Source organism: Asanoa ishikariensis, from assembly GCF_900107455.1.
Classification (GTDB): Bacteria; Actinomycetota; Actinomycetes; order Mycobacteriales; family Micromonosporaceae; genus Asanoa; species Asanoa ishikariensis.
In genome coordinates, this window is the sequence record NZ_FNQB01000004.1 from 108216 (window position 1) to 122633 (window position 14418).

A 14418-nucleotide genomic window follows, 5' to 3' on the forward strand; every position below is an offset into this window, starting at 1 on the left:
GGCCTCAGACGCTGATCGCGTCGAGCAGCGCGCCGACCGGCTTGTCGGGCAGGGCGCGGGCGACGTCGGCGACCGCGACGATGCCGACCAGATCGTGGCCGTCGATCACGGGCAGCCGACGTACCTGGTGGCTGCCCATGGTCTTGAGAATCTCCTCGATGTCGTCGTCGGCGCCGATCGTCACGGGCTTGCCCTGGCCCAGCTCGCCCGCCAGGATCTGCTCCGGGTCGCGTCCCTGCGCGATGACCTTCACGACGATGTCGCGATCGGTCAGCATGCCTTTGAGCCGGTTGTCTGTGCCGCAGATCGGCAACGAGCCAACGTTGAGTTCGGCCATCTTGCGGGCGGCCGCGGCCACGGTCTCCTCGGCACCGACGCACGTGGCGTCGGGAGTCATGATGTCGCGTGCGGTCGTCATGGTGGTCTGCTCCCTCTGTTGGGCTACTTACCGGATGGCTACCCGAGCGGCGACGGGTCAACCCGGCATCCTGCCTGACATCGCATATGGACGGTCCTTCTTGGAAGGACAGTCGGGTGCCGCAACCCCGACGCGGACCGTTCCTCCACGTCACTCCAGCCACGTTGGTTGACTAGTTCAAATTCGGCTGACGACGTTCAATTGCGTAAGGAGCGGGTCGTTATCGGGTTGATTATCACGAACGGGGCGTAGCGATGACGCAGAGCGCGCGTATGACAGATCAGCGCACCGGCGTCGGGGCCGAAGTGGGGGAGAACGAAACCGCTATCGACCTAGATCTTGTGGTGGAGTACGGGTCAATATCAACGACATCCACCTGCCGGACGACAGCGTCGAGAGCGGGGGCCGAAGCGGCCAGTCGCGAGTGTCCTGACCGCCGAGCCGGGGGACGGCGACCAGGCGGGTCAAGCCGTCAGATCTGGCTTGCCGCCTGATTGAGCAGGGCGGCGTGCTCTGCGAGGACGGGAGCGGCCACGCTGGCGTCCTGCTTGACCGCAGGATCCGAGCCGCTCGTGATCTCGCGTTGCGCGTTTGCCGTCGCCGCCTTGTTGGCCGCCTGCTGCACCGGAATCCACACGCGGTCGTATCGACCGTCAGGCACCTTGTCCAGCTGCTTGGTCGCCTGGCGCGCGGCGTCGGCCGGGGCCAGGGGCACTCCGAGTGACGATGCGGTTTGCTGGAGGGACTGGTCCAGCCGGGTGAAGTCGGTGACGAACCGGCCCCCGAGATCCTTGACCTGCTGACTTTGCCCCTTCTGCTGAGCCTGTTGACCAGTGGCGATCTCCACCAGGTTGGACTGGTGCGCGGCCTGCAGATAGCCCACGTCCTGCGCGGACGGCGCAGCGGCAGGAGCGTCTGCCGCCCCGGCGACGGCCGGACCGGCGCCGAGCGCGGCCACGAGTACGGCGGCTACCCCAAATGCTCGCAATGCCATGGCGGTCCTCCTCGCTGGCCTTCCATTCCGGCTACCCGGGCATTTCCGCCCTAACCGCATCCGTCCACGGATATCCGGGTGGCCCAAGCGCCTGTTGCGCGAGAAAACGCCATCGCGCCGACGTGGGCTGGCTGGACGCGCTCGAACCGGACCCACGGGGGTTCGGGATCCTCGGTACACCACGCCGCCGGTCACCGCGCAGTTGTCGTTGTAGTGGTCGTACTCGAAGACGGGGTTCGCTCCACGCTGCCTTCGATCCCTGGCAGTTCCCATCCTTTGTGGAGGAACCGAGAAGCGGCCGCTCGCCATACCGGAGGCGGGCACCCCCGACGGCATCGAGTCCCTTCTTGCTCCTCGGTCCGCTGACGGTAGTATCCCCGTGCTTTGGAGTGCAACGGGGAGGAAGACCCATATGCGATGGAAGATTCCGGCTGGCGTCCTGGTGGCGCTGGCCTTTTTGATTCCGGCGGCACCGGCCGCGGCTCACGCCGCACAACCCGGGCTCAACGAGTCCTGCCAAACGGTCGAGCGCAAGGTGTACAGGGATATCCGCGAGCTTGTCACCATCGACCTGGACACCGCCACCGACGTCGAGATACGCGTGTTGGCCAACCAGCTCCTGACCGTGGCAAAAGCAGAGTCCTTGGCCGTTTTGCCTGGCGCGATACAGGAGCGACTGGACGGCACCGCGGATGATCTGCGCGCATTCCTCAAGTCGGACCTGGAGAATGCCTGGTCGGTGGGTCTGCGGATCGAAGTGGTCCGGACGTTGACGGACGCTGGCACCAACGTGAAGACGGCAGCGCAGAAGGTCCTCGACGACCCGTCCATCGACACCTACCTGGCTTACCTCAACAACGGCCTGTACGACGCGCGTGCGCTTGATTGCGCTGCTCAGCCCACCCCGACGCCGACCGTCGCACCGACCTCGGCCCCGACCCCGACGCCGACCGTCGTGCCGACCCCTGCTCCCTCCGGCAGCCCGGACGCTCCGGGCGGCGACGGCGGTGGCGGTGGGCTGCCCCTGACCGGTGCCGACACCGCGATCGTCGCTGGCGTCGGCGGTGCACTCCTGCTGCTCGGTGGCATGGGCTACCTGATCGGACGCCGGCGCCGTTCCCGCTTCGTGGCGTAGCGGACTCGATGCGCCCGGCTCGACTTTTCGTCGGGCCGGGCGCGAGGACCTCTGAATGCGAGATCGCCGATCTGAAAGTCAGCGGTTCGCCATCCCACCGCCTGGGGTCGGCTGGACGCGCTCGAACCGGACCCGGTTCAGCCAGCCCGGCAGGTCGCTGAGCACGTAGAGCTCGCCGTGCACGTCCGTGCCGATCGCGGTCGGTTGGGTGGGGAAGTAGCCGATCGTGGCGGACTCGTAGCCGCCCGCGGGTTTGGGGCGCACGGCGAACACACGGGTCGAGCAGTAGTCGGCCGCGACGTAGGTGCCGTATGCCGCGGGGGTCCGGGATCCTCGGTACACCACGCCACCGGTCACCGCGCAGTTGTCGTTGTAGTGGTCGTACTCGAAGACGGGGTCGGTGTAGCGCCCGCCCGGCCGGCATTGCTGTGGGTCGAACACCGGGGTGCCTTCCCGGCACGACCAGCCGAGGTTCGCTCCACGCTGCCACGGGCGGATGTGGTTGATCTCCTCGATCAGGCCCTGGCCGACGTCACCGATCCACAGTGAGCCGTCGACCGGGTCGACCGAGAACCGCCACGGGTTGCGCAGCCCGTAGAGCCAGATCTCCGGCCGTGCGCCAGCCGTACGGACGAACGGGTTGTCGGAGGGTACGCAGTAGGGCTTCGCCCCGCAGGTGCGGTTGACGTCGATCCGCAGAATCTTGCCGAGCAGGGTGCCGAGGTTCTGGCCGGACTTGAACGGGTCGTACGCGTGGCCACCGTCGCCGAGGGACCAGTAGAGGTAGCCGTCGCGGCCGAATGCCACCTGTCCGCCGTTGTGGTTGCCGTAGTCGGCGTGCTCCTGGGTGAGCAGCACCTGCAACCGTTCGGGAGCGCCGATGCGCACTCGCGCCAGCGTCAGCGCGCCGGCCGGCAGGCTCGTGTAGGCCACGTAGAGCATCCCGGTCCGCGCGAAGTTCGGTGCGGGCGTGATGCCGAGGAGGCCGCGCTCGTTGTCGGACGTGTCGATCCGGGCGGTCAGGTCGAGCACCGGCTCGGCCGCCAAGCCGGTGTCGGGGTGGTACGAGCGGACGGTGCCGTCCTTCTCCGCGATCAGCATCCGGCCGTCCGGCAGCCCGGTGATCGCGATCGGACGCTGCAAACCGAAAGCCACCTGTTCGGAGACGACGGTCAGCTCAGCGAGTGGCGCCGCGCGGGTGGGGGAGGCGCCGGCCGCTGAGGACAACAGGGACGCGGACAGGGCCAGAACGAGCAGGCCGGCCAGCTTGGCGGCCCGGCGACTGTGCGGTCGCGACATGGTCGAGCTCCTCGAGCAGAGTGGGGGACGCGGTCTGGGAGCGTTCCCACCATACATCGATCCACGACGATATCAACCCCACGGCATCATCGTGCACGGCGGATGGTTCCGCCGTACGCGATGATGATCGGGTCAGATGTAAGCGGTCTTGGGGCCCGAGCAGAAGTCGGCAGCCCCAATGCTGCAGATCTGCATGATGATCTTGTCGCCCGACTGCCAGCCCGACGGTTTGGAGACCGTCTTGTTGGAGCTGGAGCCCCATTGGTGCCGAATGACAATGGGACTGTTCGACCTCTTGTCGTTGGTGATCACCGCGTGGGCGTACGTCTCACCGCCGTCATTGAGGTTGTCCCAGATCGTGAACTTGTCCGTGTCGCTGTTGTAGCGCAGTCCGGCCAATAGACTGGCATTCATAGTCTGGAATGCCGTCTGCGCCTGGGAAGCGTCTCGAACAACATCGAACGACATCGAACACTGCGGGGCTCAGCCCGACGCGCGCCTTGGCCGCCCACCTGGTTGCCGCCGGTCCGCCGCGAACAGGTCGTGCAGGAGCTGGATGGCCACCGAGCCCTCCCCGACGGCCGATGCGACGCGTTTGACCGAGCCATGGCGGATGTCGCCGGCCGCGAACACCGCCGGCATGCTGGTCTCGAGGAACATCCGGTTGCGAGCCAGGGGCCAGGGATCAACATCGGTGACGTTCTGTCCAGTGCGGACGAACCCCCGCTCGTCGCGCTCGATCTCGGGCGGCAACCAATCGGTCGACGGATGCGCGCCGATCATCAGAAACAGGCCGCCGGCTTCGACGGTCTCCTGCGTCCCGTGCGCGTTGTCCCGCAGCACGAGGTGGTCCAGTGCTCCCGCGCCGCCGCCACCGACGATCTCGGTCCGCAGGCGTACGGACACGTTCGGCGTCAACACGATCTCGCGGACGAGATAGTGCGACATGCCCGCGGCCAGCGAGTCGGCGCGCACCACGAGAGTGACCGTCTTGGCATAGCGAGCGAGGTAGATGGCGGCCTGACCGGCCGAGTTGGCGCCGCCGAGCACGAAGACGTCGCGGCCGGCCATGGCCGGTGCCTCCGAGGTCGGACCGCCGTAGAAGACGCCGGCGCCGTTGAGCGCCTCGAGCTCCGCGACCCCGACCCTGCGATAGGTGGCTCCCATCGTCAGGAGAACCGCCCGGGCGTGCACGTCGCCGCTGTCGGACAGCGTGACCACCAGCCGGTCGCCCTCGCGGCGCAGGCCCGTGGCCACCTGCATGAACGCGAAGTTGGCTCCGAAGATCCACGCCTGGTCGTACGCCCGTTGCGCCAATCGTCGACCGCTCACCCCGCGGGGAAACCCGAGGTAGTTGCGGATCATCGAGCTCGACGTCGCCTGCCCGCCGACTCCGCCCTCGTCGACGACCAACGTGCTGAAACCCTCCGAAGCGCCGTAGACGGCCGCTGACAGGCCAGCGGGGCCGGCGCCGATGATGAGGAGGTCGTAGTCGATCCGCGCGGGGTTCACCGCGGAGCCGGCGGCCAGGGCGATCTCGGCGTTGCTGGGATCCGTCAGGATCCTGCCGTTGGGAAAGATCACGACGGGAAGCTGGCTGTCGCCGGCCGTGCCGAGCAGCACTCGGCCTTCGTCGGAGTCGGCCAGACAGAACGAATGCGGGAGCGCGCAGCTCACCAGGGCCTTACGCAGCTCGTAGGCCCGCCCGGACCACGACTCACCGACGATGTGCACCATGTACGGCAGGGACCGCCGCGCCTCCGCCCAGCCGAGCAGCAGGGCCGAGACCTCCTGATGGAACGCCTCGTCCGGCGGCGACGACGGCCTGAGCATGTAGTGGTCGATGAGGCCACGGGCCATCGACTCGAAGATCGCCTCACCGATGGCGGGCTTGCCCCAGTCTCCCCATGCGATCACCAGACCCCGCTTGGCTTGCGGGTGCAGGCGACGTGCCGCCTCCAGCACCGGAATCCCGACCGCACCGGACAGCCCTCGACCCGAGAGCACCAACGCGATCTCCTCGCCGGAGACGGCGAGCTCTTCGAAGCGCGCGTACGCCTCGTCCGCCGAAGGCAGAGCCTCCACGCGGTAGTGCCGCTCGTAGCGATCCCGCAACTCCCGCTCGAGATCGCCCAGAGCGACCGCATCGTCGTCCACCGCGACAAGCACCGGCAAGCTCACAAGCTCCACGATATTGCCCCGGCTCGGCGATTGTGGCCGGAACGCGCGGAACCGGGACCACGGTCGTCAATGTCTTGAGCGAGAATGGGTCCGTTCGCGCGCCCGCAAACGGGGAGGGTCAGCATGGGCAGGTCCTGGGTCGCACGCGTCAAACTCGGCACGGTTCTCGGGTTGGTCCTGGTGGTCGGCGGGGCGCCGGTCGGTCAGCCGGCATCGGCGGCCGATCCCATATTCCGACCGGGAGCGGCCAGCCTGGGCGACGCGCTCATGCCCGGTCTCGGCAACGGCGGCTACGACGTCGGCAACTACGACATCCGACTGCGTTGGGCGCCGGACACCGGCCGGCTCAATGGGCGCACCACGATCACCGCGACCGCCACCCGCAACCTGTCCCGGTTCAACCTCGACTTCGCACTGCCGGTCACCGCGGTGACGGTCAACGGCGAGCCCGCGACGTTCACCCAGCGCGACTGGGGAGACTACGTCAACCACCGCGAGCTGGAGGTCACCCCCGCGCGCGGGCTGCCCGCGGGCACCGGGATGAGCGTGGTCGTGACCTACGCCGGCCGGCCCGCCGACGTGATGATCGAGTTCTACGGCTCCGAGTGGCGCTCCACGCCGACCGGCGTCATCGTCTGGAACGAGCCGGATCCGTCGTCCGAATGGTGGTTCCCGGCCAACGCCCATCCCAGCGACAAGGCGACGTACGACGTGCGGGTCACCGCGCCGGCGGGGTTGACGGCCGTCACGAACGGCCGCCTGCTGTCCCGCGTCGTCAACGGCGATGTGGCGACCGCCCACTGGCGCAGTGACAGCCCCATGGCGACCTACCTGGCCATGCTGGCCATCGGCGACTACACAGTGGAGACCGGCACCGCGCTAGGGGGCTCCGTGCCGGCCTACTACGCCTATGAGACCAGCAACGGCGTCATCAACGACCGGGCCAGGCGCGACATCTCCCGCACGCCCGAGGTGCTCGCGTTCCTCCAACGCAAGTGGGGGCCCTACCCCTTCACGGCCGCGGGCGCCCTGGTGACCGGCGAGACGTTCGGCAGCGCCCTCGAAACCCAGACGCGGCCGGTCTACCAGGGCGGCCGGTGGCGCAACTCCACCGAGAACGTGTGGGTGGTGGTGCACGAGAGCGCCCACCAGTGGTACGGCGACAGCGTCACCGCGCGGACCTGGAGCGACCTGTGGCTCGCCGAGGGATTCGCGACGTACTCCGAGTGGGAATGGTCCCAGGCACAAAGCACCGGCACCCCTGCGGAACTGTTCGACTACTACTACGCGACCGCGCCGGCATCGTTGTGGGAAAGCCCGTTGAACGCGCCGTTCTACCCGCTGGACCAGTCGGTCTACCAGCGCGGCGCGATGCTCCTGCAAGCCCTACGCAACCGCGTCGGCGACGCGGACTTCTACCGCATCATGCGGACGTGGGCGGCGCGGCACCGGCACGGCAACGCCGACAGCGCCGACTTCACCGCGATCTCGACCAACCTCAGCGGGCAGAACCTCACGTCGTTCTTCCAAGCCTGGCTGTACGACGCCCGGCGCCCGGACCCCACCGTCGACAACGGATTCCCGACCGGAGCGCCGGCCGGGAAGGTGTCGGCACCGAAGGCCGCTGCGGCCATCGCCCGCAGCCGGGCCGGTTAGCGGTCGCAGTAGATGGCGTAGCCGCCGGTGCCGCGGTGCTTGGCCTCGTACATGGCGAGGTCGGCGCGGGCGACGAGTTCGGCGGGCTCTTGTCCGTCGGTGCTGCTCAGCGCGACGCCGACGCTGACGCTGACCCGGAGCCATTGGTCGGCCACGCGCATCGGCTCGGCCAGTGCGGTCACGATGCGCCGTGCCACGCCGGCGGCGTCCTGCGGCCTGTCGACCCGGGCCAGCATCACCGCGAACTCGTCGCCGCCGAAGCGTGACGCCGTGTCGCCCGCGCGTAGCTGCGCCGTGATCCGGTCCGCGGTCAGGGTGAGTAGCTGGTCGCCGGCGGCGTGCCCGAGTGAGTCGTTGATGTCCTTGAACCGGTCGAGGTCCAGGAACAGCACCGCCAGCGTGCGGCCGTCGCCGTCCGCGATCGCGAGCTGCTGCGCCAACTGCTCGAGGAACAGTCCGCGGCTGGCCAGGCCGGTCAGTGGGTCGTGGCGCGCCTGGCGCATGCGCACCAGCGTGTTGGCGTCGGTGAGGGCGAGGCTGACGTTCTCCGCGAAGGCGCTCAGGGTCTGTTCGTCGGCGGCGGAGTACCTGCGAGTCGGGTCGCAGGACGCCACGACCAGGGCGCCGGTCAGCACACCGCTGTCGTGCACGGGGGCGGCCATCGACGCGTGGACCGTGCCGGGGCCGAGCAGTTTGAGCATCTTGGACTGGAGCTCCTCGCCGTGCCGCACCGCCACCCGGTCGGTGACCATCGCCTCGCCCGCCGGTGCTGCGGCGGTGAGGTCGACCAAGGGCCGGTCAGCCGGGTCGACGGGCCGCGTGCCGGCCGCCGCCGCCAACCGGGCCCGGCCCGAGTCGGGCTCGTCGCGTACCCACAGCAGCCCGATCCCGTCGCCGAGCAGATCGCGGGCACCTTCGGTGATCGTGTCGAGGATGTCCTGGAGGTCCTCGCGGTGGGAGATCGCGCGCTGGATCGCGGACAGGTGCTCCAGCAGCCGCTGTCGTTCCTGCAACGACTCGCGCATGGCGTGCTCGGCGACCAGCGTCCGCAGCATCGTCAGAGTCAGCTCCAACACCCGGGCCATACCGCGCACGAGATTCTGCTCCTCGACCTGAAACGGAGCGCCCCAGCGGGCCAGCACCAGGTGCCCTGGGTGGCTGCCGGCCCAGGACGCGGTCACAGTGGGGGAGTCGCCCAGCCCAGGAACGTCCAATTCGGAGTGTTGCTGCCCGGCCATCGCGACGATCTCGTCGTGCGGGACGGCGCCGGGCGGAAAGCCGATCGACGCCACCACTTTGCCGTCGATGACCGCGGCGGCGACCTCCGCCTCCAACGCCTGCGCCGAGCGCTCGACCGCGTTCTGCACAGCGGACGCCTCGTCGGGGGAGGAGGACACCACGGCCAGCAGCTCCACGAGCTGCTGGATGTAGAGCGAATCCGCGGGTCCGGCCATGTCAGCTCAATGCCAGCACAGCGAGTGTCTGGTTGTGGAACCCGTCGATCCCGTGGTTGCGGGCGATCTCGCCGTACGTGTAGAAGCCGGCGAACGGCATCGTGCCGGCCCACCGCTGCAGGCGCTCGCCTTCGCGCCGGATGCCGTCGTCGCCCAGCACCGCGCGCGACGCGGCGCAACTGAACGTGAGCATGCCGATCGGATCGTTCCCTCCGAGTCGATCCAGCGTGTCCCGGCAGACCGTGTCCACCGACTCCAAAATGGACTGCTCGTCGCCGGTCATCACCCATGTGAGGCCGCCCGGGTCGATCGCGCCACCCCCGCCGATCGAGCGGCCCTCGAGGTCGACCTCGGTGGAGAGGTTGCGGGCCTCGACACCGCTGCGCCGTTGCACGCCGAGCGGGCGTGGCAGGGCGAAATCGGTGAACGCCGACGGGTCCGTGTACGCCTCCGGCGGCGCGTCCAGGCGTTCCAGGTACACATCGAGCGCGGGCCGGTCGTCGAGCGTCAGCACGCGCCCGTCGGCGGCGCGGGTCACGATCATCGGCTGGCCGACCGTGCGGTACCCATGGCCGACCCCCACCGCGAGCGGCGCCTCGGACGCGATGGCCGCGCCGATCACCGCGTCGGTGAGCACGTGCCCGTCCTTGAAGAGGTACACCCCGTTCATCCGCCAGCCGTCAGCCGCGGCCCCGCCGAACAGCGGAGTGCCCGCACCCAACGCGCGATAGCTGCCGCGCACGATGCTCTCCTGGTCGCGGACCAGGCCGTCGGTGAGCAACATCAGCACCCGGTGCGGCTGCGAGACGTCTCGCATGCAGGACGCGGCCTCGTAACCAGCCTCGGCCTGACGACCGGAGACGTGCTCGACGGCGCAGGTGGCGACCTCCAGCCCGACGCCGCCGATCGCGGCCACGGTGACGGTGCCGTCGGCAGGTCCGCCTACGCCGATCTCTCCGTGCGTGGTGCACCCGATGACGGGCACCCCTGGCGCGGCCCGCGCGACGCCGGCCAGCACCGCCGCGGTGTCGTGGGTGATGGCCGCGAACACGATCAACAGCTTCGGGTCGGGTCCGGCCCGCGCCTCGCGCACCGCCTCGGTCGCCGCCGCGCCCGAATCGGCCTGAGTGCTCCGGCCGACGCCCAACCAGCGCCGGTTATGCACCTCTTCGCCCAAGACTCACACCTCACCGCCCATTTGAAGGCTTTTCGGTTGAATCAGCTCCCGGTTTACACCGTACTACCAGGCATTTCGCGGCCCAGTGCGGAAGGTAACGGCGAGATAACTGTGGGATACATGTACGCCAATGATCACTAGCATCAATGTCCAACCAGGCGACCTCGTCTGGAGTTAGGTGGAGGTTGGATGAACGTTCGGCGGAGGGTGGTCTCGCCTGTCGCGGCAGGCGTACTGGCCATTTTCACGAGCCTCACCGCGGCCGGCCTGCCGTCGGTGGCACACGCTGCCACTGATGGTGTCCCGATCACCCATGAGGAGAACCCTCGGGTTCCCGAAGGGGCGGCGTGGACGCAGACGTACTTCCCGTCCTCGGACGGCAGCGGGGTCGAGCTGCACGCCGACATCCTGCGCCCGGCACACCTGCCGGCGCGGGCGAAGACACCGGTGATCCTGTCGGTGGGACCGTACTTCTCGCACGCCGGGGAGACCTCTCCCGGCGGGTTCGACCAGGTCGGACCGTCGCCGCGCTTTCAGGACCTGATCGACGGCGCCCGGCTCATGGAGCGTGGATACACCTTCGTGATGGTCGACCTGCGCGGCTTCGGCGGCAGCACGGGGTGCCTCGACTTCCTCGGCCCCGGCGAGCAGGCCGACATCAAGGCGGCCGTCGAGTGGGCCGCTCGCCAGCCGTGGTCCACCGGCAAGGTCGGCATGTACGGCAAGTCGTACGACGCCAACACCGGACTGGCGGCCAACGTCCTCAAGCTCAAGCCTCTCAAGGCGATCGTCGCCCAGGAACCGACGTGGAACAGGTACAACTACCTGTACAGCAACGGGGTGCCGCGCTCCAACGCGACCAGCAGCCCGCGCAGCTACTACTCGATCGCGACGATGCCGCAACTGGGCGATGACAGCGACCGCTACAAGGCGAACGCGGACTACGAGAAGAGCCACCCCGAGTGCCAGATCAACAACGCCACCAGCACCCAGGATCCCGACCCGAAGTCGGCGTTCTGGCGTGCCCGTGACTTCGCCTCCCGCGCCGCCGGCTCCCGTACACCGTTGTTCGTCACGTCGGGCTTCATCGAGGACAACACCAAGCCCGAGGACATGCAGAAGTACCTGAACAACCATCACGGCCCGGAACGCGGCTGGCTCGGTCAGTGGGAGCACGTCCGCGGCAACGAGACCGACAACAACGGCCAACTCAAGATGGGCCGGGCCGGCTGGTTCGACGAGGTGATGCGCTTCTACGACCAGCATCTGCGTGGCATCAAGCCGTCGGTGAAGGACCCGGCGTTCTCGGTCGAGGACAGCCTCGGCGACTGGCGCGCCCAGCCGACCTGGCCGGTGACCAATGACTCGTACACGGCGCGGTTGTCGCCCGGGCGTTACGTCGACGATGGGGGCCAGGCGGCGCAGCGGACCGTCGAGACCCCAGCCGCGGGCTGGGACATCGAGTACGCGCAGGCGGCCGGCTCGCCAACGGTCGCGGTAGTCGACGAGCCCGGCAACAGCTACTGGAGCTTCTCCACGCCCGCCTCCAAGCAGGTGCGGCTCACCGGCACGCCGGAGATCGCGCTGAAGACCAAGGGCGAGGGCAACGTGTGGGTACGGCTGTGGGACGTCGCTCCGGACGGCAGGGCGACGATGTTCAACGAGATGGTCGCGGCGCTGAACGACAGGTCGACGTCGTTCCCGCTGAAGGCGACGGACTGGACCTTCGAGCAGGGCCACCAGCTCGGGGTCCAAATAGGAACCATCACATCCCGGGGCTGGCGCCCGGTTCCCTCGGGTCAGACGATCACCGTCACCGACGCACGGCTCGCCATCGAGGTGCAGGATCCGCGGTTCGACTCACCCACCCAAGGTGACCGATCGCCGTACCTGGACCGGTATCTGACGGCGAACACCATCACGCTCGACACCGTCGGCGCACCGACCTTCCCATTGCGCGTCTCGAAGAAGCATTGACCAACCGCGTTGGAGGCCGCATCAGGCATCGTGCCGGTGCGGCCTCCGCCGCGCGGGGCAGGTCACTGGACGCGCGAGACCAGGCCACACTCGTAACCGAAGATCACCGCCTGGACCCGGTCGCGCAGGTCGAGCTTGGCGAGGACCCGGCCGAGGTGGGTCTTGACGGTGCTCTCGGACAGGACGAGGGCGGCGGCGATCTCGGCGTTGGACAGGCCGCGGGTGACGAGGGTCAGCACTTCCCGCTCGCGGGCGGTGAGTGCGGCGAGTCGTTCTACGGCGATGGGCGGGGCCGGTGCCCGGCTCACGTAGTGGGCGATCAGGCGGCGCGTGACGCTCGGCGCGGCCACCGACTCGCCCGCTGCGACGATCCGTACCGCCGAGATCAGGTCGGCGGCGAGGGCGTCCTTGAGCAGGAAACCGCTGGCTCCGGCGCGTAGTCCCGCGAGCACGTACTCGTCGAGGTCGAAGGTGGTCAGGATGATGACCCTGGCGGGGTGCTGGCCGGAACGGATGCGGCGGGTGGTCTCGATGCCGTCCAGACCCGGCATGCGCACATCCATCAGGACGACGTCGGGGCGGGTCAGGGCCACGGTGTCGAGTGCCCGGTGTCCGTCGGCGGCCTCGCCGACCACCACGATGTCGTCGGTTTCGTCGAGCACCAGCCGGAAGCCCGTGCGGACGAGCGTCTGATCGTCGACCAGCACCACCCTGATGGTCATGGCCGCGCCCCGACCGGAAGCGTCGCACCAAGCCTGAACCCACGGTCGGGTGCTCTTCCCGTCTCCAGGGTGCCGCCGAGCATGGCGACTCGTTCGGCGATGCCGCGCAGGCCGTTGCCGGACCCATCCGCCCCCTCGGCGAGACCCTGGCCGTCGTCTGTCACGTCTACCCGCAGAAACTCCGGATCGAACTCGAGCCGGACCCACGCGCCGGCGTCCGGGCCCGCGTGCTTCAGCGTGTTGGTGAGGGCTTCCTGCACGATCCGGTACGCGGACAGGTCGACTGCTGCCGGCAGGACGTCGGGCACCCCTTCGATGCGCAGGTCGATCCGCATGCCGGCCGAGCGCAACTGGTCGACGAGGTCGGGTATCGCGCCGATCCCCGGCAGCGGCGCGAGCCGGGCGTCCTCTCCGGCCGGGTCCGTGCGTTCGGCCGTGAGCAGCCGGCGCATCTCGGACAATGACGACCGTCCGACCTCGATCACGTGTTGCAGGGCCGTGGCCGCGCGGTCCGGATGCCGGTCGAGCGCCGCGGCGGCGCCCTGGGCCTGCACGACCATGACGGACATGCCGTGTGCGACCACGTCGTGCAGCTCCCGGGTGATCCGGGTCCGCTCGGCCGCGACCGCGAGCGTCGCTCGCTGGCGCTCCTGCCGGGCCAGGTCGGCGGTGCGCTGTTCGATGGCGACAAGGTGCGCGCGACGGGTACGGATGCCGTCGCCGACCGCGTACGCCGCGACCAGCAGCAGCCACATCTCGAGGACGGCCTGACCCGTTTCGACCAGCGCGCCGACGGGAATCGCTGTGTTGGCGAGCATCCGCGTTTCGTCCGGCTGCCGCTGGGGTGTCGTCGGTTCCTGGCCGTCAAGAGCCTGCTGGGCCTGTTTCGCTGCGGCGGCGGCTTTCTGGTTGTGCGCCATGTCGACCCGGCTGCCCAACATGGCGAGGTAGGTCAGGATCATCGTCACGGCCAGCGCGCCCAGGACGAACCGCCGCCGGCGGCTCATGGCGGCCAGCGTGTACAGCACCAGTGGCAGCGCCAGGTCGAGTAGCTGGAACTTGGTCTGTAGCAACAGATGACCGGCCGTCCCGGCCGCGGTGAGGACAAGCGCCACAACGGCGTTTCGCCGTCTGAGCGCCACGCCGACGATCGCCAGCGCAGCGCACAACCACCAGATGTAGTCCAGCGGAACACCCGCGCGGGCGAGGAAGCCGACAGAGTCGCCGGGCTTCTGCGGCGAGGCGAGCGCCGTCACGAAGTTTGGTCCCAGGGTCACTGCCAACAGCGCCAGCGCGAGGGCGGCGTCTGCCAGCAGGTGGCGTGGCACGAACCGGGACACGCTCTCATCGTAGGAACGACCGGCGCCGGTGCCGTCAGACTCAGGTACTACATCGGCGAGACAAC

At 68.9% G+C, this 14418-nt stretch carries 12 protein-coding genes; 3 read left to right on the forward strand and 9 right to left on the reverse strand.

The features are described from left to right. Positions 1–4: 4 nt before the first annotated feature. Together BLV39_RS33325 and BLV39_RS43300 are read right to left on the reverse strand one after the other, a co-directional pair. The gene (locus BLV39_RS33325; protein ID WP_090801094.1) at positions 5–418 is read right to left on the reverse strand and encodes a CBS domain-containing protein; all 414 of its coding nucleotides are present in this window, start codon (positions 416–418) and stop codon (positions 5–7) included. Positions 419–890: 472 nt separating this feature from the next. Continuing rightward, on the reverse strand, positions 891–1412 hold the full coding sequence (locus BLV39_RS43300) for a DUF4142 domain-containing protein (protein ID WP_176985220.1): 522 nt from the start codon (positions 1410–1412) through the stop codon (positions 891–893). Between the two features lie 412 nt (positions 1413–1824). Here BLV39_RS43300 and BLV39_RS33335 point away from each other — a divergent pair, with 412 nt between their 5' ends. Beyond that, positions 1825–2547, forward strand: coding sequence for an LPXTG cell wall anchor domain-containing protein (locus BLV39_RS33335; RefSeq protein WP_090801099.1), 723 nt, complete (start codon positions 1825–1827; stop codon positions 2545–2547). Between the two features lie 78 nt (positions 2548–2625). Here the strand turns inward: BLV39_RS33335 and BLV39_RS33340 are convergent, their stop codons facing one another. The 3 genes from BLV39_RS33340 to BLV39_RS33350 form a co-directional block, all read right to left on the reverse strand. Further along, positions 2626–3846 (reverse strand): PQQ-dependent sugar dehydrogenase, encoded by a 1221-nt coding sequence (locus tag BLV39_RS33340; RefSeq protein ID WP_090801101.1) that lies wholly within the window; start codon positions 3844–3846, stop codon positions 2626–2628. Positions 3847–3978: 132 nt separating this feature from the next. Next, on the reverse strand, positions 3979–4314 hold the full coding sequence (locus tag BLV39_RS33345) for a hypothetical protein (RefSeq protein WP_143049998.1): 336 nt from the start codon (positions 4312–4314) through the stop codon (positions 3979–3981). Between the two features lie 15 nt (positions 4315–4329). Beyond that, positions 4330–6027, reverse strand: coding sequence for an NAD(P)/FAD-dependent oxidoreductase (locus BLV39_RS33350; RefSeq protein ID WP_090801105.1), 1698 nt, complete (start codon positions 6025–6027; stop codon positions 4330–4332). Positions 6028–6150: 123 nt separating this feature from the next. Here BLV39_RS33350 and BLV39_RS33355 point away from each other — a divergent pair, with 123 nt between their 5' ends. Continuing rightward, complete coding sequence (locus tag BLV39_RS33355) at positions 6151–7683, forward strand: M1 family metallopeptidase (RefSeq protein WP_176985221.1); 1533 nt, start codon at positions 6151–6153, stop codon at positions 7681–7683. Here the strand turns inward: BLV39_RS33355 and BLV39_RS33360 are convergent. Both BLV39_RS33360 and BLV39_RS33365 read right to left on the reverse strand, forming a co-directional pair. Next, on the reverse strand, positions 7680–9137 hold the full coding sequence (locus BLV39_RS33360) for a sensor domain-containing diguanylate cyclase (protein ID WP_090801108.1): 1458 nt from the start codon (positions 9135–9137) through the stop codon (positions 7680–7682). The two genes, BLV39_RS33355 and BLV39_RS33360, sit on opposite strands and share 4 nt — an antisense overlap. 1 nt (position 9138) lies before the next feature. Continuing rightward, positions 9139–10314: an FIST signal transduction protein gene (locus tag BLV39_RS33365; RefSeq protein ID WP_090801110.1), complete on the reverse strand. Its 1176-nt coding sequence runs from the start codon at positions 10312–10314 to the stop codon at positions 9139–9141. Positions 10315–10503: 189 nt separating this feature from the next. Here BLV39_RS33365 and BLV39_RS33370 point away from each other — a divergent pair, with 189 nt between their 5' ends. Then, positions 10504–12291 (forward strand): CocE/NonD family hydrolase, encoded by a 1788-nt coding sequence (locus BLV39_RS33370; RefSeq protein ID WP_090801112.1) that lies wholly within the window; start codon positions 10504–10506, stop codon positions 12289–12291. A gap of 62 nt (positions 12292–12353) precedes the next feature. Here the strand turns inward: BLV39_RS33370 and BLV39_RS33375 are convergent, their stop codons facing one another. Continuing rightward, positions 12354–13013, reverse strand: coding sequence for a response regulator (locus tag BLV39_RS33375; protein WP_090801114.1), 660 nt, complete (start codon positions 13011–13013; stop codon positions 12354–12356). Then, positions 13010–14353, reverse strand: a complete 1344-nt coding sequence (locus BLV39_RS33380) for a sensor histidine kinase (protein WP_090801116.1) — start codon at positions 14351–14353, stop codon at positions 13010–13012. Before BLV39_RS33380 ends, BLV39_RS33375 begins: the two co-directional genes overlap by 4 nt. Between the last annotated feature and the right edge of the window lie 65 nt (positions 14354–14418).